The 17,739-nt window shown below is 33.8% G+C and carries 21 protein-coding genes and 2 pseudogenes; 12 read left to right on the top strand and 11 right to left on the bottom strand.

Going from position 1 to position 17,739, the window contains the following annotated elements:
- Positions 1-21 precede the first annotated feature (21 nt).
- The 4 genes and pseudogenes from ADIWIN_RS12345 to ADIWIN_RS12330 all read right to left on the bottom strand — a co-directional run bounded on the left by ADIWIN_RS12345 (position 22) and on the right by ADIWIN_RS12330 (position 3,424).
- Positions 22-1,011 carry an aspartate-semialdehyde dehydrogenase gene (locus tag ADIWIN_RS12345; protein WP_020897517.1) on the bottom strand — a complete coding sequence of 330 codons (990 nt, stop codon included), beginning with the start codon at positions 1,009-1,011 and terminating at the stop codon, positions 22-24.
- A 184-nt stretch (positions 1,012-1,195) separates the two neighbouring features.
- Positions 1,196-1,597, bottom strand: a complete 402-nt coding sequence (gene mscL, locus ADIWIN_RS12340; RefSeq protein WP_020897516.1) for a large conductance mechanosensitive channel protein MscL — start codon at positions 1,595-1,597, stop codon at positions 1,196-1,198.
- An 81-nt stretch (positions 1,598-1,678) separates the two neighbouring features.
- A pseudogene (gene alr / locus ADIWIN_RS12335) lies at positions 1,679-2,784 on the bottom strand (alanine racemase).
- Positions 2,777-3,424, bottom strand: a complete 648-nt coding sequence (locus ADIWIN_RS12330; RefSeq protein ID WP_020897513.1) for a thymidine kinase — start codon at positions 3,422-3,424, stop codon at positions 2,777-2,779. Before ADIWIN_RS12330 ends, alr begins: the two are co-directional and overlap by 8 nt.
- A gap of 187 nt (positions 3,425-3,611) precedes the next feature.
- On the opposite strand from ADIWIN_RS12330, the gene ADIWIN_RS12325 reads away from it, so the two are divergent.
- The 6 genes from ADIWIN_RS12325 (at position 3,612) to ADIWIN_RS12300 (ending at position 7,832) form a co-directional block, all read left to right on the top strand.
- Positions 3,612-4,385, top strand: a complete 774-nt coding sequence (locus tag ADIWIN_RS12325; protein WP_020897512.1) for a DUF8457 domain-containing protein — start codon at positions 3,612-3,614, stop codon at positions 4,383-4,385.
- A complete protein-coding gene (locus ADIWIN_RS12320) occupies positions 4,385-4,741 on the top strand; it encodes a DoxX family protein (protein ID WP_040757214.1) in 357 nt (118 codons plus the stop codon). Before ADIWIN_RS12325 ends, ADIWIN_RS12320 begins: the two co-directional genes overlap by 1 nt.
- A gap of 41 nt (positions 4,742-4,782) precedes the next feature.
- The gene (gene rsmI, locus ADIWIN_RS12315) at positions 4,783-5,457 is read left to right on the top strand and encodes a 16S rRNA (cytidine(1402)-2'-O)-methyltransferase (protein WP_020897510.1); all 675 of its coding nucleotides are present in this window, start codon (positions 4,783-4,785) and stop codon (positions 5,455-5,457) included.
- 4 nt (positions 5,458-5,461) lie between these two features.
- A complete protein-coding gene (locus ADIWIN_RS12310; RefSeq protein WP_020897509.1) occupies positions 5,462-5,806 on the top strand; it encodes a HopJ type III effector protein in 345 nt (114 codons plus the stop codon).
- Positions 5,807-5,897: 91 nt separating this feature from the next.
- On the top strand, positions 5,898-7,259 hold the full coding sequence (locus ADIWIN_RS12305; protein ID WP_020897508.1) for a dihydrolipoyl dehydrogenase family protein: 1,362 nt from the start codon (positions 5,898-5,900) through the stop codon (positions 7,257-7,259).
- A gap of 3 nt (positions 7,260-7,262) precedes the next feature.
- Entirely contained in the window at positions 7,263-7,832 is a 570-nt protein-coding gene (locus ADIWIN_RS12300) for a uracil-DNA glycosylase family protein (RefSeq protein ID WP_020897507.1), read from the top strand.
- 133 nt (positions 7,833-7,965) lie between these two features.
- Here ADIWIN_RS12300 and ADIWIN_RS12295 read toward each other — a convergent pair whose 3' ends face one another.
- Positions 7,966-8,568: a carboxymuconolactone decarboxylase family protein gene (locus ADIWIN_RS12295; RefSeq protein WP_020897506.1), complete on the bottom strand. Its 603-nt coding sequence runs from the start codon at positions 8,566-8,568 to the stop codon at positions 7,966-7,968.
- Between the two features lie 64 nt (positions 8,569-8,632).
- Between ADIWIN_RS12295 and ADIWIN_RS12290 the strand changes: the two genes are divergently transcribed.
- The 4 genes from ADIWIN_RS12290 (at position 8,633) to ADIWIN_RS12275 (ending at position 13,283) form a co-directional block, all read left to right on the top strand.
- Positions 8,633-9,061: an OsmC family protein gene (locus ADIWIN_RS12290; protein ID WP_020897505.1), complete on the top strand. Its 429-nt coding sequence runs from the start codon at positions 8,633-8,635 to the stop codon at positions 9,059-9,061.
- A 16-nt stretch (positions 9,062-9,077) separates the two neighbouring features.
- Positions 9,078-10,769 carry a single-stranded-DNA-specific exonuclease RecJ gene (gene recJ, locus ADIWIN_RS12285; protein WP_020897504.1) on the top strand — a complete coding sequence of 564 codons (1,692 nt, stop codon included), beginning with the start codon at positions 9,078-9,080 and terminating at the stop codon, positions 10,767-10,769.
- 69 nt (positions 10,770-10,838) lie between these two features.
- Positions 10,839-11,936 carry an OmpA family protein gene (locus tag ADIWIN_RS12280; protein WP_081669576.1) on the top strand — a complete coding sequence of 366 codons (1,098 nt, stop codon included), beginning with the start codon at positions 10,839-10,841 and terminating at the stop codon, positions 11,934-11,936.
- 75 nt (positions 11,937-12,011) lie between these two features.
- The gene (locus ADIWIN_RS12275) at positions 12,012-13,283 is read left to right on the top strand and encodes an MFS transporter (protein WP_020897502.1); all 1,272 of its coding nucleotides are present in this window, start codon (positions 12,012-12,014) and stop codon (positions 13,281-13,283) included.
- 8 nt (positions 13,284-13,291) lie between these two features.
- On the opposite strand, the gene ADIWIN_RS21420 is transcribed toward ADIWIN_RS12275, so the two are convergent.
- Entirely contained in the window at positions 13,292-13,447 is a 156-nt protein-coding gene (locus tag ADIWIN_RS21420) for a hypothetical protein (protein WP_161624673.1), read from the bottom strand.
- Here ADIWIN_RS21420 and nrtS point away from each other — a divergent pair.
- Positions 13,419-13,574 (top strand): nitrate/nitrite transporter NrtS, encoded by a 156-nt coding sequence (nrtS, locus tag ADIWIN_RS22195; RefSeq protein WP_369021496.1) that lies wholly within the window; start codon positions 13,419-13,421, stop codon positions 13,572-13,574. The genes ADIWIN_RS21420 and nrtS overlap by 29 nt on opposite strands.
- Here nrtS and ADIWIN_RS12265 read toward each other — a convergent pair.
- A pseudogene (locus ADIWIN_RS12265) lies at positions 13,555-14,345 on the bottom strand (UDP-2,3-diacylglucosamine diphosphatase). The gene nrtS and the pseudogene ADIWIN_RS12265 overlap by 20 nt on opposite strands.
- A gap of 10 nt (positions 14,346-14,355) precedes the next feature.
- Positions 14,356-14,808 (bottom strand): 6-pyruvoyl trahydropterin synthase family protein, encoded by a 453-nt coding sequence (locus tag ADIWIN_RS12260; RefSeq protein ID WP_020897498.1) that lies wholly within the window; start codon positions 14,806-14,808, stop codon positions 14,356-14,358.
- 124 nt (positions 14,809-14,932) lie between these two features.
- Here ADIWIN_RS12260 and ADIWIN_RS12255 point away from each other — a divergent pair, with 124 nt between their 5' ends.
- Positions 14,933-15,562, top strand: a complete 630-nt coding sequence (locus tag ADIWIN_RS12255; RefSeq protein WP_020897497.1) for a 2OG-Fe(II) oxygenase — start codon at positions 14,933-14,935, stop codon at positions 15,560-15,562.
- Positions 15,563-15,668: 106 nt separating this feature from the next.
- Here ADIWIN_RS12255 and ADIWIN_RS20890 read toward each other — a convergent pair whose 3' ends face one another.
- Genes ADIWIN_RS20890 through ADIWIN_RS12245 form a run of 3 tightly spaced genes read right to left on the bottom strand, consistent with a single transcriptional unit; the run spans position 15,669 to position 17,704 of the window.
- Positions 15,669-15,845, bottom strand: a complete 177-nt coding sequence (locus ADIWIN_RS20890; RefSeq protein WP_020897496.1) for a hypothetical protein — start codon at positions 15,843-15,845, stop codon at positions 15,669-15,671.
- A 27-nt stretch (positions 15,846-15,872) separates the two neighbouring features.
- Positions 15,873-17,207 (bottom strand): MATE family efflux transporter, encoded by a 1,335-nt coding sequence (locus tag ADIWIN_RS12250; protein WP_040757210.1) that lies wholly within the window; start codon positions 17,205-17,207, stop codon positions 15,873-15,875.
- Positions 17,204-17,704 (bottom strand): GNAT family N-acetyltransferase, encoded by a 501-nt coding sequence (locus ADIWIN_RS12245; protein ID WP_020897494.1) that lies wholly within the window; start codon positions 17,702-17,704, stop codon positions 17,204-17,206. Before ADIWIN_RS12245 ends, ADIWIN_RS12250 begins: the two co-directional genes overlap by 4 nt.
- Between the last annotated feature and the right edge of the window lie 35 nt (positions 17,705-17,739).

Below are 17,739 nucleotides of genomic sequence, written 5' to 3'. Positions count from 1 at the left end.
ATCTAAATTGCTTTTATGATACTATACTAAAGCATTTTTAATAAGATATTCTGCTATTTGAATTGTGTTTGTCGCCGCTCCTTTTCTAAGGTTATCACTAACAACCCAAAGGTTTAAAGTGTTCGGCTGAGAACCATCTCGTCTAATACGACCAACAAAAACATCATCCTTACCATTAGCATACATAGGCATAGGATATACGTTAACATCTAAATTGTCTTGTATAGTAATGCCATCTGTATCGTTAAGTAATTGTCTTACTTCACTAACATCAAAATCATTATGAAACTCCACATTGATAGCTTCACTGTGTCCCCCAGCTGTAGGAATTCTTACTGCTGTTGCTGTTACAGCGATAGTTTTATCATTAAGGATCTTTTGAGTTTCATTAACCAATTTCATTTCTTCCTTGGTATAACCATTCTCCTCAAAAACGTCGCAATGCGGAATTGCATTCTTATGAATTGGATACGGATATGCCATTTCCCCTTTGATACCTGCAATTTCATTTTCCATTTGCTCAACAGCCTTAACACCTGTACCAGATACAGATTGATATGTTGAAACAACAATACGTTTAATTTTATATTTCTTATGAAGCGGTGCTAATGCCATCACCATCTGAATAGTAGAACAGTTAGGATTAGCTATAATTTTATCTGTTTTTTCTAACTCATTAGCATTGATTTCTGGAACCACTAATTTTTTTGATAAGTCCATTCTCCAAGCCGAAGAATTGTCGATAACCGTTGTACCAACTTCAGCAAATTTTGGAGCCCATTCTAATGATGTATTTCCACCTGCAGAAAATAAAGCAATATCTGGACGTTTTTCGATAGCAGTAGGAATGCTAATCACTTCAATATCCTTACCTTTAAATTTTAATTTACTACCTACAGAACGTTCTGAAGCCACTAGTAATAACTCATCTAAAGGAAAATTACGTTCCTCTAACACTTTAAGCATTACATTACCAACCATTCCCGTTGCACCTATAATTGCTACTTTCATAAAACATATATTTAGAACTTTCAAAATTATAATATTTCTTTAAGTAAAGCCTTCAATTAGTCTTAAAAATCTAATAAAAATATAGGGTTTTAATTATTGATTTTGTAATTAAAAAAAGAAACCCAGACTGTCACAGTCTGGGTTTAGTTAAAAATAATAGTGTAGCGATGACGCTAAACGTAATTTACTTTTTTAATGAATCTCTGATTTCGATTAATAACTCAACCTCAGATGGTCCTGCAGGCGCAGCTGGTGCAGGCTCTTCTTTCTTTTTCATATTATTAACACCTTTTACCACAAGGAACATTACAAATGCTACAATGATAAAATCAATCACATTAGTTAAAAATGTACCGTATTCTAAGAAAACATCACCAACCATTTCGCCAGCATCATTCAACGTTCCCTCTTTTAACTGGTATTTCAACGCTTTAAAGTCTGAGTCGAAAATCATACCAATTAACGGAGATACGATACCTCCTGTAAATGCGGTAACTACTTCTTTAAAAGCGGCACCCATTACAAAACCAACTGCAATGTCTATAAGGTTGCCCTTCATTGCAAATTCTTTGAATTCTTTTAACATAATCTATGTGTTTTAATTTTTAGTTAGGTTATTAATAAGACACTAAGTTACTAAAAAAGTCACAAGATGTTAAAAATATTTTCAAGGTAGAAATACACGCTTTATCCGCTTAGATAATGCTGTCAGAATTTCATAAGAAATTGTACCTGCAGATTCCGCAATTTCATTGGCTCTATGAGCTTTATCAAAGATAATGACCTCATCACCTTCCTTACAATTAATGTCTGTAACATCGACCATAATCATATCCATACAAACATTACCAATGATATAGGCTTTCTCATCATTAATAAAACAAAGCCTTTTTTATTGCCATAAATACGACTAAGACCGTCTGCATGACCAATAGGTATCGTGGCAACCCTTTCATTACGATTAGACGTATAAGCTCTATTATAACCTACAGATTTTCCTTTATCAATCTCATGTATTTGAGAAACGACAGATTTTAAGTTCGCTATAGGTTTGAAATACTTATCCTCTAATTCTGAATTGCCAAATCCGTATAGACCAATTCCACTTCGCACCATATTAAAATGAGCTTCTGGGTAATTAATAATGCCTGAGGTATTACAAAGATGCAACCAAGGTTCTATTCCTGATTTTGATTTAAAGCTTGAAGCTATAGCCTTAAAAGTTTCAATCTGTTGTAATGTAAAATCCTTTTCATTAAGATCTTCACTTGCTGCCAAATGAGAAAAAATAGATTTTACATACACTGCTGTCGTAGACTTTAATCTGGCCACTACAGTATCTACATCCTTTTGATTAAAACCTAAACGGTTTAAGCCTGTATTAAATTTAAGGTGTATTGGGTAATCTTTTTGACCTTGCTGTTCGGCTACGGTTATAAAGTCATTTAAAAGTTTAGCACTATAAATATTAGGCTCTAAACATCGGTCTATTAAAGTTTCAGCATTTATAGATTGCGGATGCAAAACTAATATTGGTGTTTTAATGCCTGCATCTCGCAACGCTATGCCTTCTTGCGTATAAGCAACAGCAAAATAATCAACGTTTAATTTCTGAAGATGTTTTGCGATTTCTACGGAATCACTGCCATAAGCAAAAGCTTTAACTACTGCTAAAAATTTTGTTTGTGGCTGAAGTTTAGACTTTAAATAATTGAAGTTATGCGTTAGCGCACTTAAATCAATTTCAAGAATAGTTTCTAGAGCTTTAGACATTACGATTTTCGTCTTTAGAATCTATTTCTTCCGCATCATTCACCTTCATTTGTCTTACTTTATCTCTTTGCATACTTTTATAATAAGCAGCCCTACTTAAAGGTTCGTATTCGTCAACTTCACCAAGTAAAACCAAATCATTACTCAATGCTTTTCTATAACTGTATTGTGCTAAATTTCCGGTTTTTGTACAAACGGCATGTACTTTAGTAACATACTCTGCTGTCGCCATAAGATTTGGCATAGGCCCAAAAGGATTGCCTTTAAAGTCCATATCTAATCCTGCAACAATTACACGCACACCTTTGTTGGCCAAATCATTACAAACGCGAACAATCTCATCATCAAAAAATTGAGCTTCGTCAATACCAACCACATCACAACCGTCTGCTAAAATTGGAATATTAGCAGCAGCAGGCACTGGCGTAGAACGGATTTCATTCGCATCATGAGAAACGACCATCTCTTCATCGTAACGCACATCTACAGCAGGCTTAAAAATTTCAACTCTTTGTTTTGCAAATTGGGCACGTTTTAATCGACGAATTAATTCTTCCGTTTTACCGGAAAACATGGATCCGCAGATGACTTCAATCCACCCAAATTGTTCTTTCTGATTTACTGTATTTTCGAGAAACATTTTGTAATTTTAGCACTAAATCAAAGTTGATCTTCGATTTTATAAAGGTGAGACAAATTTATTAAAAAATCGAAAGCAAAACTTACGAAAAGAGCATAAAGAAATTATATTCCTATTTTATTAGACATCCAAAATAATTTCAAAAACTCAAAAGCCCTAAAGTGCTTCAATATAAAAATTTAGAACTATGAAAAAGAAATTAGAATCAGAATTAGTTAGTATTGCCCATAGGATTCTAAAATTAACAGGCAGAGAAGACATTAATAAACTTCATGAAGAAGTCGCTGTACTCTACGAAAAACTAACTGTTTTAAAATTTGCACAAGAAAATTTTGAAGACAGAATTCCTAAAATTGGTCATGACTCATCATTTTTTGACATGCTAGATACAGCATTCAACAACAAGTATAGTGACAACATAGAGATTGAAGATAAAACTTACGTTCATTTAGATGAAACCGAAGATGATGGTATAATGGAACCTGTAATGTCTAAAATTAAAGACTTAGTATCACATATGCCTGATGAAGACGTTGAAGAAAAACATGTAATAGAGGAAACACCTACATCAGAAAAAGTCTTACCAAAAGAAACCGAAGCAGAACAATCCTCTATTGATTTTGAAGATATTACCTCTGGTTTTGATGAAATGCCAGAATTTGAACCTATTGAAGTTGCTCAAAAACGCGACGTAGAAGTTGCAAATAAATCTCTAAATGACAAGTTAAAAGGTCAAAATCTAAAAATAGGATTAAACGACAAATTAGCTTTTATTAAACATTTATTTGAGGGAGAAAATGAAGATTATGATCGTGTTATTTCTCAAATTAACACCATTGGATCTTTGCCTGAAGCTAAAACATTAATTTTAGAAATGGTAAAACCTGATTATAACAATTGGGTAGGGAAAGAAGACTATGAAGAACGCTTTCTTCAATTAATCGAAGGAAAATTTAATTAATGAGAGTCAAACAAATTATTTATTGGTTCTGTACCATTGTCTTGTGCCTAATTTTTCTGTATTCAGCACAGATGTATCTGTTAAATACCGAAATGATTAAGGGCTATTTTGAAGGCCTTAATTACCCAAGCTATTTTGTAATACCGCTCGCTATTTTAAAACTTCTTGGTATTGCAATGGTTTTGTGGCGAAAAAGTAAATGGCTAACAGAATGGGCTTATGCAGGTTTTTTCTTTGATTTAGTTTTAGCAACCGCAGCGCATCATTATGCTGGTCATGGTATCTTTGGCTTTTCTTTTTACGGATTAGTAGTTCTTTTTCCGTCCTACTTTTTAGGTAAATATTTAAGAGACTAAATAATAATTTTAAAATATTCTCATTTTTTCGAGAAATAAATATGGGTAAACTTTACTTAGTACCAACACCAATTGGAAATTTAAAAGACATCACTTTTAGAGCTGTCGACGTTTTAAAAGAGGTCGATTTAATTTTAGCTGAAGATACCAGAACATCTGGAAAACTTTTAAAGCATTTTGAGATCACCACACATATGCAAAGTCACCATATGCACAACGAGCATAAAACGGTAGACCATTTAATAGAAAAACTTAAAGCAGGAATGACTATCGCTGTCATTAGCGATGCAGGAACACCTGCCATTTCAGATCCTGGATTCCTATTAGTAAGAGCGTGTGTAGAAAACAATATTGAAGTGGATTGCCTACCTGGCGCAACCGCATTTGTACCTGCTTTGGTTAATAGTGGTTTACCAAATGATAAATTTGTTTTTGAAGGCTTTCTTCCTGTTAAAAAAGGACGACAAACACGATTATTACTCTTAGCAGAGGAAACTAGAACTATCATTTTTTATGAAAGTCCTCATAAGCTTATAAAAACTCTTGGTCATTTTTGTGAATACTTTGGAGAGGATCGATTAATCTCTGTATCCAGAGAAATAACGAAATTGTACGAAGAAACCATTAGAGGAACAGCAAAAGAAGTTTTAGAGCATTACACTAACAAACCACCAAAAGGCGAAATTGTAATTGTCGTAGACGGAAAACACAAATAGACTGATGGCCTTAAATAATTTTTTAGTTAAACTTAAATCTAGTCCTAAACATATAAAATTTTCTGAAACCATGAACATCATAGAGGCCCATTACGAGTTTATTCCAACAGCTTTTAAAAATGGAACATTACACAATGGTAAAGGTGAAAACTCAGGCTCTTGTAAACTGTTCGCCTTTGCTGTGCACCAAAATTTGAAAGCAGAAGAAACCTTAGCCTGTTTTGGCAACTATTATTTTGAAGATGTTTTAATAAATCCTAAGGGAACAGGACATCAAAACATGAGAAATTTTATAACATCAGGATTTCAAGGCTTGCACTTTGAAACCTTCCCGTTAAAGAAGAAATAAAAATCACTTTTCGTAATTGGGTTAACCTTTGCAGCTACAGCATCAGTCGTTATCATTTTCTTTCCTTAATTTTCTATTTCAAACTAAAATTATGGAGACTAAACATTATAATGTATTTGTAATTGGCAGCGGTATTGCAGGCCAAACAGCGGCAAAAGCTTGTGTAGCAGCAGGATTAACAGTTGCTATTTCAGATAAACGCGAATTTGGAGGCACTTGTGCAACACGAGGTTGTGATCCTAAAAAAATACTGATTCAGTTTGCTGACTTAGTGCAACATTCAAAACAACTTAAAGGTTTCGGGATTAAAAAATCACCTAAAATTAATTGGAAAGCTGTTCAGAAATTTAAAACGTCTTTCACTAAACCCGTGCCATCTTCAACCGAAAATAACTTAACGGATTTAGGCATTGATTTATATCATCAATCCCCAAAATTTATCAGTAAAAATGAAGTTATGGTTGAAGGCAAAACCATTTCTGCAGATAAATTTGTAATCGCTACAGGTTATGTACCAAGAACATTAGAGTTTGAAGGATTTGATTTATTGAAAACTAGTGATGATATTCTCAACTTGAAGAAAATTCCGAAATCAGCCATATTTATTGGCTCAGGTTATGTTGGAATGGAATTTTGCTACATGCTTTCAACACTAGGCTGTGAAGTCACTATGATTGAGATTAATGATAGTGCACTCACGCAATTTGATTCGTTTTTAGTTGATAAATTAACCAAGGTTTTAGAAAAAAATGGAGTGAAATTTATGTTTAGCACAAAACCCGTTGCTCTAGAAAAACTGAAGAAAAACCTAAAACTGACGTATGAAAAAGACGGCAAAACTAAAACGATTAAAGCCAGAAAAATATTTAATACCGCAGGTCGCGTGCCAGCAGTAGAAAAACTAGATTTAGAAAATGCTGGTATAAAAGCCGATGAGTCTGGTGTTTTAGTCAACGATTTTATGCAAAGTACAAGCAACGAAAATGTGTACGCTTGTGGAGATGTATCTAGTAAATCTTTACCGCTAACACCATTATCAGGACTGCAAGGTTATATTGCGGGTCATAACATTATAAATGGTAATTCTAAGGAATTCGAAAATCCATTAGTGCCATCTATTGCATTTACGAAACCACAATTGGCAAGTGTAGGCTATTCTGAAGAAGAAGCTAAAAGTAGATACAAAAACGTATTAGTTTATAAAGAAGATACTTCTGGTTGGTACAATTCTAAAAAAGAAAATGCAAATGCTTACGCTTATAAAATTATAGTTAATGAGCGTACTCAAAAAATAGTGGGAGCACATTTATTAAGTTCTCAAGCTAATGAAACTATTAATGTTTTGACTTTAGCAATGAATGAAGGTTTAACGATTCGTGATTTTAAAAAGCAGATATTTACATATCCCTCTTATACTAATGATCTAAAGAGTATGCTGAAGGATGAAGATTAAAAAATGAAAGAATTAATTCATAATATAAGTCAATGTACCATTTGCAAAGCACATTTACCATTAGGGCCAAGACCTGTAGCTACAGCACATATTAATTCTAAAATTGTAATTATTGGACAAGCACCAGGAACAAAAGTGCATCAATCTGGAATTTCTTGGGACGACCAAAGTGGAAAAAAACTAAGACAATGGCTTAATGTCACCGATGAGCAATTTTATAACACAGAAAACTTCGCCATTATCCCTATGGGATTTTGTTATCCAGGGAAAGCGAAAACGGGCGATTTACCACCACGACCAGAATGCGCACCACAATGGCACGAGCAGTTATTAGATAAAATGCCTAACGTAGAATTGGTGATTTTAATTGGTGCTTATGCGCAGAAGTATTATTTAAAAGAGAACGCAAAACGAAACTTGACAGAAACTGTAGGTGATTATAAAGAGTATTTACCAACCTATTTTCCAATCCCACATCCATCACCAACCAATCGGTTTTGGCGAAGTAAAAATCCTTGGTTTGAGGAATTGGTGGTGCCTGAGTTGCGTAAGAAGGTAAAAGAAATTTTATAAGAAAACCTCACCATTTCTGGTAAGGCTTAAAAAGAATTATTTCATGAATTGGCTGCAAAAAATCTTATAAACACAGTTTCAAATCAAAATCAAGAATATTAAGAATGAGATTCCTGCTTTCGCAGGAATAAAACTAATACCGAGACCCATCATGCTTCCCAACCTCATAACCATGCTTCCCTAAATATTTGTTTCCACTTTCCACAGCACCCTCTTCAATATCAGTACCCATAGAATCATTCCAGCGGTTTAAGTATCCAAAAAGCGAAATTACTCCTAACATTTCAACAATTTCACCTTCATCCCAATGTTGATATAAGCGTTCTTTTATCTCGGCATCCACAGCATTTGGTACCATTGAAGCTGCTAAACTAAAGTCGAGAGCTGCACGTTCTGCTTCAGAAAAAGCAGGATGCGTTTTATATTCCCAAATATTATCTAATTGTTCTTGTTCTGCTCCATAGCGTTCTGCTGCTCTAATGGCGTGTGCTTGGCAATAACGACAACCTGTAGCGTTACTACTCACCCAAGCAATCATACGTTTTAAAGCTGAGGTTACTTTGCCTTCATTGGCCATAACGGCTTTATTTAAATTGATGAACGCTTTACTTATTGCTGGTCTGCGTTGCATGGTTAGAACCGAATTTGGACAAAATCCAAGAGTTTCATTAAAGAATTCCGCTAATTCTCTGGTTTCCAAATCGTGGTCAGCAGACAAAGGTGTTACTAGTGCCATAGTTATTTTTTTAATAGTATTTTTGAGGTAACAAGATAGTACTTATAACTTTTAAACTTAAAAAATGACAAATAAAATCACAACCCAGTGGAAAGGTGGCTTAACCTTTGAATCTGATAACCCAAGCGGAAAAACCGTAATAATGGATACCAATATTGAAGGTACTGACAAACGTAATGGCTTATCACCAAAAGCCATGATGTTATCCTCTTTAGCTGGTTGTTCTGGTCTAGATGTTATTTCTACGTTAGAAAAAATGAAAGTAGAAATAGATGATTTTAAAATGGATGTTACAGGGGAATTAACCGATGAGCACCCAAAATACTACCACACTGTAGTAGTAGATTATCATTTTTATGGTGCGGATTTAAATCAAAAAAAATGCGAACGTGCTGTAAATTTATCGGTTGATAAATATTGTGGTGTGATGGAAATGTTTCGTCAATTTGCAACAGTTAAAACCCATATTCACTTTCATAAAAGCACAAAATAAAGCTTCCTAAGAAACTATGCGTTGGACATTAAAACCAAAACCAGAAGCCACTCAAGTGGCATTAATGAAGAAAGCACTTCAAGTCGATGATATTGTTGCCACATTATTGTTACAACGCGGCATTGATACTTACGACGCTGCTAAAACATTTTTCAGACCAAGTTTTAGTGAGCTCCACGATCCATATTTAATGAAAGATATGGATAAAGCGGTTGCTAGAATTGAAAAGGCCATTGAAGAAGGTGAAAATATTATGGTTTATGGTGATTATGATGTTGATGGAACCACATCTGTCGCATTAATGTCATCCTATTTAAAAACAAGAACGGATTCTGTTGCCACGTACATTCCAGATCGTTATGATGAAGGTTATGGTGTGTCTTATAAAGGAATTGACTTTGCAGACGATAATGATATTTCACTAATTATAGCGCTCGATTGTGGTATAAAAGCCATAGATAAAGTCGCGTATGCTAAAGAAAAAGGCGTCGATTTTATTATTTGTGATCACCATAGACCAGGAGCTGAAATTCCAGATGCAGTAGCTGTTTTAGACCCTAAACGCGACGATTGTGATTATCCTTTTAAAGAACTTTGTGGTTGTGGTGTTGGTTTCAAATTAATTACAGCATTAGCATCCAACCAAGGGCAAACGGTTGAGGATTTAACAGAGTATCTCGATTTAGTAGCGACAGCAATTGGTGCAGATATTGTCCCCATTGTAGATGAAAATAGAGCGTTGGCTTATATGGGTTTAAACATTATAAATACCAACCCAAGACCAGGAATGAAAGCCATTATTGCTGAGGTCGAAAAGGACCTTCTTACCATAACTGATGTGGTTTTTATTATCGCGCCAAGAATTAATGCCGCAGGACGAATGAAACACGGTAACCATGCCGTAACACTTTTAACCGAAACCGATTTTAACTTAGCCGCAAAATATGCCGCAGATATTGATGATTTTAATACCGATCGTCGCGAAACCGATAAACGCATTACACAAGAAGCTTTAGTTCAAATTGAAGAGAATAACGAGCAAGGAGGCTTCACCACAGTTGTTTATGATGAATCATGGCACAAAGGAGTGATTGGTATTGTGGCATCTCGTTTAATAGAAACCTATTATAGACCAACATTAGTATTTACAAAAAGTGGAAATAAGCTAGCGGCTTCAGCACGTTCCGTTTCTGGTTTTGATGTGTATAATGCATTAGAAGCCTGTTCAGAGCATATTGAACAATTTGGAGGCCATAAATATGCCGCAGGTTTAACATTGTTGCCAGAGAATTATAAAGCTTTTAAAGCTAAGTTTGAAAGTGTGGTTAAAGCAACTATAGACCCTAAACTTCTAACCCGAGAACTTAAAATAGATTTAGACATTGAATTAGGAGAAATCAATGATAAATTAATGCGTATCCTAAAACAATTTGCGCCATTCGGCCCTGGGAATATGTCACCAACATTTATGTCTCAAAACCTAAAAGACACAGGCTACGGTAAATGTGTAGGTGAAGATGATAAACATTTACGTATTACTGTGACGCAATCCTTCAATGATAAAATCGTTTGTATTGGTTTTGGCTTAGGCGATAAAATTGGTGTTATTAAAAGTAAAAGACCATTTAGTGCTGCGTATTCCATAGATGAAAATCATTGGAATGGCAACGTTAGTTTACAGTTGAAATTGAAGGACATAAAAGAATGATAAATCCTGCAAGGTTTCAAAAACCTTGTAGGTATAAAATATAATTGATTATCTCTCCGTTGATTGTGTATGAAACAACCAATCCTATTTCTCTTCTTTTTTTGTGGCTTTATTTCAAATAGTCAAAACCTAGTTTTAAATCCAAGCTTTGAAGATTTCTATGATTGCCCTAGAGATATGAGCTTATTTCATAGGAATGTAAAGGACTGGACGATTCCCAATAATGGCACAACGGATTATTTTAATTCGTGTAGCGAGAAAATGGGTTTCCAAAACTTCAATGGATATCAAAAAGCCAGAACCGGAAATGGTTATGCTGGTATATATGCGTATTTCAAGAAAGACTATAGAGAATATGTTCAAGGCACATTAAAAACTACCTTAGAGCAAGGGAAGAAATATCAAGTTAAATTCTATATCAGTTTAGCGGAAAACTCAAGATACGCCCTCAAAGAATTGGGGATTATGATGACGTCTGAGAAATTTAATGCATCCAAAAGCAAAGTGAATATCAACGCAAAAAACTTTGCAAAACGAATTCCTAATTTAACATTTCGACCAACGTTCAGCAAAGAATTCTACGATAATGATAAAGACTGGATGGAGGTTTCCTTTCTATATACCGCAAATGGTTTTGAAAATTACTTTGCTTTAGGAAATTTTAAAACGAATGCCGACACTAAAAAAAGTAAAGCTAGACAAACTAAATATGAATCGTTTTCCTATTACTATATCGATGACGTTTCAATTGAACTCTTAGAAAAAGAAGAGAACGTCAAAAAAGAAACCCTCAAACCAGTTGAAGAACCCACCATTAAAACTAATGAGATTTACACCTTCAAAAATGTATTATTCGATTTTGATAAATCAGATTTATTAGACATTTCAATAAAAGAATTGAATCAACTTTACAAGCATTTAGAAGCTAATCCTACATTAAAAGTTGAAATCTATGGTCACACAGATACTATTGGATTAGAAGCCAGAAACCAAGAATTATCAGAACAACGTGCCAAAGCAGTTTCAGATTATTTAATTGGAAAAGGATTAGATGTCACACGCATTACATCCTTTGGTTTTGGAAGCACACAACCAATTTCAGATAATAACACAGAAGAAGGACGCCAATTAAATAGACGTGTTGCTTTTAAATTAATTGAAAATTAAAATAAGACCTTTGCTTATTATACATTTGTATTGAATCAATTGCAGACCTGCTAGGTCTCGTAACTTTAAACCAAATTGGCGAAAAACGATCCATACGCAGCATTAAGAATCAAAGAATTCAATATCTTTTTACTGGTGCGTTTTGCACTGGTTTTTGGTTGGTCTATGCAATTTATTGTCATTGAATGGCAGGTTTACACCTTAACTAAAGATCCATTATATTTAGGTTTAGTTGGTTTAATGGAAATAATTCCAGCTTTTACCATGGCACTCTTTGCTGGTCATATTGTAGATCAAAAAGAAAAACGCAATCTTTTTGCACTTTGTATTGCTGCATTTTCCTTAATTAGTTTAGGCCTATTTTTCTTAACATGGGATAGAGTAGTTGGAGATTGGGAAACACAAACCATCTTAATTTTCATTTATATTTTAGTGTTTTTTGGTGGCTTTTTAAGGTCGTTTTTTGGTCCCACGATATTTTCATTAATTGCCTTAATTGTTCCTAAGAAAATTTATCCAAATGCGGCAACTTGGAGCAGTAGTACTTGGAAAGCCGCTACAGTTTCTGGAGCTTTATTCGCCGGTTTTTCTATTGATTGGATTGGCGTACACACCACACTTTGTATCGTTTTTGCTTTAGTAACACTGGCATTAGGCGTTACCTTTTTTATTAAGAAGAAACCGATTTTAAACCCAAATATTGGAGAATCTGTAAAAGAAAGCTTGAAAGTTGGACTGCGATTTGTGTTTAGTAATAAAGCTATTTTAGGTGCTTTATCTTTAGATATGATTGCTGTTCTATTTGGAGGAGCTATAGCCTTATTATCTGTTTTTGCTCAAGATATTTTACACGTTGGTTCTAAAGGTTTTGGTATATTAAATGCTTCTGTTTCTATCGGAAGTATATTAACCATGTTCATAACAACGTATTTACCAGTTAATAAAAACGCAGGTAAAAAACTACTGATTTCCATTTTTGGATTTGGAATATGTATTATCATTTTTGGGTTTTCAGAATTGTTTTGGTTAAGTGTTATAGCCTTGTTCTTTTCTGGTGTTACAGATGGAGTGTCGATGGTTATAAGACAAACCATTTTGCAAATAAAAACACCAGATCATATGCGTGGTCGTGTAGCATCTGTTAATTCCATGTTTGTAGGTTCTTCTAACGAACTTGGTGCTTTTGAAAGCGGTATAGCAGCTAAAATCTTAGGGCCTTCTGTTGCCGTTATTTTTGGTGGAGTTATGACACTAATAACTGTAGCCGGAATTGGAATTAAAAATAAAACCTTAAGAGAATTAGACCTTACCTTGGATATTGAAGAATTTGAAAAAGATGGATTGTAAAATGACCATTAAGCGTTATCATTTTTGTTATTTTTGCCATCAATATCTTTAAAAATTTCAATTAGCATGATTCTAAAACTGCTTAAAATAGCTTTAGAAAAAGACATCGTCACCTCTTCAATTAAAGTCGCCATAGTGGTTGGTTGTATTTTGAATATTATCAACCAAGGAGAACTTTTATACCATTTGAATTTTGAGAACGTAAATTGGTTAAAGCTTTCATTATGCTTTGTGGTACCTTATTCTGTGTCCACTTACGCATCTGTTAAAGTTAAAACAGAACGTAATTAATATTTTTTAGTTCAAAATTTTTACCGTCAAAAACTCCGTAGGTGTAATACTGAATCCAGTCGCCTAAATTAATGTACTTAGAGCTTTCATTTAGGTCAATTTCTAAAGGCAAATGTCTATGACCAAACACAAAATAATCTCGGTGTTTATCTTCAAGCTTACGTTTACAATACACAGCTAACCATTCGTTTTCTTCACCTAAAAATTTAGCATCATCATCACCAGAAATCATTTTGTTTTTTACAGACATATATTGCCCTATTCTGATTCCAATATCAGGATGCATCCATTTGAATAACCACTTAAATAAAGGATTCGTAAACACCTTTTTCATGCGTTTATAACCCTTATCACCAGGCCCTAAACCATCGCCATGACCAATAAAAATTGTTTGGTGGCTGAGCGTAGTCGAAGCATCATAACTAACCGTAAACTCTTCAGGTTTATGATACACAGGAATACCTAATTCTTCTTCAAAATAGCCATTCATCCATAAATCGTGATTACCCACAAAATAATGAATCGGAATTCCGGAATCACTAATTTCAGCAAGTTTACCAAGGGTTCTTGTGAAGCCTTTTGGAACAACCGTTTTATATTCGAACCAAAAATCGAATAGATCTCCCATTAAAAAATAGCAGCAGCATCATCTTTTATCTCATCTAACCAAGCGACGAATTTTTTTTCACGAGGTCGGGATGCTTCACTTGTAGGTGCTCCTAAATGATTATCTGATGCGAAATAGATTTTTTTTCCGTCGGCAATATGTATGTGATTCGGTTTACTCATTATCACTAGCAAACCATTCTGCGAAAGAAGACGCTGTTTCAGAAAGTCTTAATGAATGTAATTTAATGTTATCAGGTAAGCGTTGTTTAATTTTTTCAGCAAAATCAATCACCATCATTTCACTTGTTGGCTGGTAATCTACTAATAAAACGTTGTGATCTCTAGCTTGTAATTCTTTGGCTAAGTCAACGTGTGGTGTGTTTTTATTAAAAACGGTAGCATGATCAAAAACATCTACAATATCCTCTTTTACAATTTTCTTTAAATCACCGAAATCGATCACCATACCGTACTTTACGTTAGACGCATCCGAAATTGGAGTTCCAATGACTGTGACATAGAGTCGGTAACTATGACCATGCACATTTTTACACTTGCCATCATAGCCGTAAAGTGCGTGACCTGTTTCAAAAGAAAACTGTTTTGTAATGCGAATTTTGCTCATGCGTTTCTAAATTATAGTGCAAAGATATTATAAATGTAAAAGGAATAGCTTTTTAGTCTACTTTTGACTACTTTTTTTAAATTTTGTAAAAGCATGAAAAGATTAAATTTCTTCAAAAGTCAAGGTGAGTAGTCTTTTTGAAGCCATTCCGTTTGTTGAAAATGCGCTTTACGAGCGTGTTATTTCAGACATTTCATCACAAAAATATAGTATTGTTGATGATTTTTTTTCAGAAGATGAGGTTATTGCTTTACGGCATTCGTTACTTTTAAAGTATGAAGAAGATGCATTTAAAAAATCGGCTATTGGAAATAAAACCAACGAGCTGGTAAAAAAAGCAGTACGTGGTGATATTATTCTTTGGATAGATGAAAACGTCATCAATACTGCCGAGCAATTATTCTTTAATAAAATCAACGATTTAAAAGATTACCTAAACCGTACCTGTTTTCTCGGTATTAACCAAAAGGAATTTCATTATGCCATTTACCCTAAAGACACCTATTACAAACGTCATTTAGATACATTTCAGAATGATGACAGACGTAAATTATCTTTTGTTTGTTATTTAAATAGTGAAGACTGGAAACCAGAAAACGGCGGAGAACTTGTTTTATATTTAGATGGAGAAGACAAAATTATTTATCCATTTCCTGGCAAAGTTGTCATTTTTGAAAGTCAAGAATTAGAGCACGAAGTTAAACCCGTAAATACACAAAGATTGAGTATTACAGGTTGGTTAAAAACCCGTTAAGTACTTTTAGCGTCTTTTATTTTTATTATAGAAATAGACAATAATAAGCACTACACCTAAAATTAGGAATAAGCCATTTCCGCTAAAAAAACCAAGTACATCCATATTATTCTTCTTTATATCTGTTTTTGTTATACCTATAAACTATATAAGCAAGTCCGACCAAAATTAAAAAAGGTAAGAGCGATCCTATAAAAATACCAACGCCATAACCACCATCTGGGGCAGTTTTTAGTTTTTCGTCAATATTAACCTCTTGAAGAATTGTTATAATTAGGTTCATTTACTTAAAATAATTTATGATTCAAATTTAGTTGTTTTGGGCAAGTGTTATAAATGTTTTTCGAAATTTTATGATTAATGGCAAACCACGAGCAATCATCCAAAATGTAAATGCTATAAAAATGCCGTAAAGTTTATAATCTAAAGCATCCGCCCAAAAGATAATAGGCACAAAAACAAGAAGCGTAGAAAAAACCAGGACATTTCTGAGGTATTTCATTTTACCAAGTCCTTTAAAAACACCATCGAAAATAAAGGCTAAGGCACATAAAGGTTGCATGGCTAAAACAATCCAAAATACGTTGTAGAATTCCGTTAATACTGCTTCGTCATTACTAAATAGATTGCCTAAAGGATAATAGAATACAGCACCAATGATGCCAATAAAAAGCCCAACGACAATGCCATATTTAATCAGTTTATTACTTAATTCTAAAAGGCTTTTATAATCTTTTGCACCTAACAATTTTCCTGATAAAATATTACCAGCACTTGCGTAACCGTCAATTAGAAAAGCACCCAAGAACCAAAGATTTATAGCAATAGTATAAGCTGCAATATAACTCTCACCATATTTTGTAGCGAAACTAGTTCCAAAATACAAGGCAATATTTAAGGCAATCGTTCTAATGAATAAATTAAGAATCATTAGCGTAAAACGTTTCATTTCTGGATTAAAAGGCAACTTTGCAATTAGAGGAATATCTGTTTTTTTAAGTAAATAATATGCTGAAAGTAACGCCATAATTAATTGCGCGAGAACACTGGCATAAGCCGCACCTTTGATGTGCATGGCGGGGATAATACCTTCGATACCATATACAAAAACAAAATCTAAAATGATATTTGCCAATGCTCCAGAAATAGCAATTAACATAGGAAAATAGGTGTTTTGAAGTCCTCTAAAAGTTCCAAAAACAGCTATCGTAAATAATGTAAAAGGAAATCCAAATACACGAATTTGGTAATAGTCTACACTATAATTTAGAATGTCACCTGAGGCATTATAAAGTTTAAAAATATGTGAAGCTAAGGGATACGTAATGGCTATAATTACAAGACTGAGTGTTGTAATTACAAAAATAGCTTGTGCTGGTAAATTCTTAACGGCTTCCACATTTCCTGCTCCTAAGTATTGCGAAATAATAGAAGAAATGGCACTTCTGGTTTGACCTAATACCCAAATTAACATGGATAAAAATGTGGTTACAATACCAACAGCTGCTAAAGAGGTTGTAGCATTCTGCTCCATATTACCAATAATAGCAGCATCAGTTAAGGATAGAATAGGTTCAGACACTCCCGCAATTAAAGCAGGAATAGCCAATTTATTAATTTGTTTTAACGTTATAGATGTGCTCACAATACTAGTTCGTAACAATGAAAAGGAAATTCACTTTGCTTTGGAAAGTAAATATCACCTAATCGTTTATAACCGCGAAGTTCGTAAAACTTTTGGTTTCTCTTGTTCTTCGAAAAGGTATCTAATCGAATAGAGCTATAGCGGTTGTCAATAGCAAATTGCTCTGCAAAACGCATCAGTTGCTGCGCATAACCTTTACCTTGAAGTTTTGGGTGAATTGCCAAACGGTGAATATAAATGTTGTTTTCATTTTTAGTCAACCAATCAATAGGCTCATATTCGCAATCCATAAGTGTAGAAATCACAATACAACCTTTTATAACTTTATCGAACTCTAAAACATAAAGTTCGTTACGTTTTATATCATTTTGAAAGGCAGACATATTTGGATAATCGTCGTTCCATTGAAAAATACCATTATAAATCATAGATTTAGCACACGATTTTGTGATTTCTAAAATTGTTTGAATATCTTTTTGTTCTGCTAAACGAATCATAATATTGTTTACTTTTACTAATCTATTTTAAATAC

This window comes from Winogradskyella psychrotolerans RS-3 (assembly GCF_000427335.1).
GTDB lineage: Bacteria > Bacteroidota > Bacteroidia > Flavobacteriales > Flavobacteriaceae > Winogradskyella > Winogradskyella psychrotolerans.
The sequence above is the reverse complement of the archived record's forward strand: the minus strand, read 5'-3'. Positions and strand labels throughout refer to the sequence as shown.

What these genes read in the sequence shown, in the direction of transcription:
- ADIWIN_RS12345 (WP_020897517.1), bottom strand. Translation starts at nt 1,011, where the DNA reads ATGAAAGTAGCAATTATAGGTGCAACGGGAATGGTTGGTAATGTAATG.
- mscL (WP_020897516.1), bottom strand. Translation starts at nt 1,597, where the DNA reads ATGTTAAAAGAATTCAAAGAATTTGCAATGAAGGGCAACCTTATAGAC.
- ADIWIN_RS12330 (WP_020897513.1), bottom strand. Translation starts at nt 3,424, where the DNA reads ATGTTTCTCGAAAATACAGTAAATCAGAAAGAACAATTTGGGTGGATT.
- ADIWIN_RS12325 (WP_020897512.1), top strand. Translation starts at nt 3,612, where the DNA reads ATGAAAAAGAAATTAGAATCAGAATTAGTTAGTATTGCCCATAGGATT.
- ADIWIN_RS12320 (WP_040757214.1), top strand. Translation starts at nt 4,385, where the DNA reads ATGAGAGTCAAACAAATTATTTATTGGTTCTGTACCATTGTCTTGTGC.
- rsmI (WP_020897510.1), top strand. Translation starts at nt 4,783, where the DNA reads ATGGGTAAACTTTACTTAGTACCAACACCAATTGGAAATTTAAAAGAC.
- ADIWIN_RS12310 (WP_020897509.1), top strand. Translation starts at nt 5,462, where the DNA reads ATGGCCTTAAATAATTTTTTAGTTAAACTTAAATCTAGTCCTAAACAT.
- ADIWIN_RS12305 (WP_020897508.1), top strand. Translation starts at nt 5,898, where the DNA reads ATGGAGACTAAACATTATAATGTATTTGTAATTGGCAGCGGTATTGCA.
- ADIWIN_RS12300 (WP_020897507.1), top strand. Translation starts at nt 7,263, where the DNA reads ATGAAAGAATTAATTCATAATATAAGTCAATGTACCATTTGCAAAGCA.
- ADIWIN_RS12295 (WP_020897506.1), bottom strand. Translation starts at nt 8,568, where the DNA reads ATGGCACTAGTAACACCTTTGTCTGCTGACCACGATTTGGAAACCAGA.
- ADIWIN_RS12290 (WP_020897505.1), top strand. Translation starts at nt 8,633, where the DNA reads ATGACAAATAAAATCACAACCCAGTGGAAAGGTGGCTTAACCTTTGAA.
- recJ (WP_020897504.1), top strand. Translation starts at nt 9,078, where the DNA reads ATGCGTTGGACATTAAAACCAAAACCAGAAGCCACTCAAGTGGCATTA.
- ADIWIN_RS12280 (WP_081669576.1), top strand. Translation starts at nt 10,839, where the DNA reads ATGAAACAACCAATCCTATTTCTCTTCTTTTTTTGTGGCTTTATTTCA.
- ADIWIN_RS12260 (WP_020897498.1), bottom strand. Translation starts at nt 14,808, where the DNA reads ATGAGCAAAATTCGCATTACAAAACAGTTTTCTTTTGAAACAGGTCAC.
- ADIWIN_RS20890 (WP_020897496.1), bottom strand. Translation starts at nt 15,845, where the DNA reads ATGAACCTAATTATAACAATTCTTCAAGAGGTTAATATTGACGAAAAA.
- ADIWIN_RS12245 (WP_020897494.1), bottom strand. Translation starts at nt 17,704, where the DNA reads ATGATTCGTTTAGCAGAACAAAAAGATATTCAAACAATTTTAGAAATC.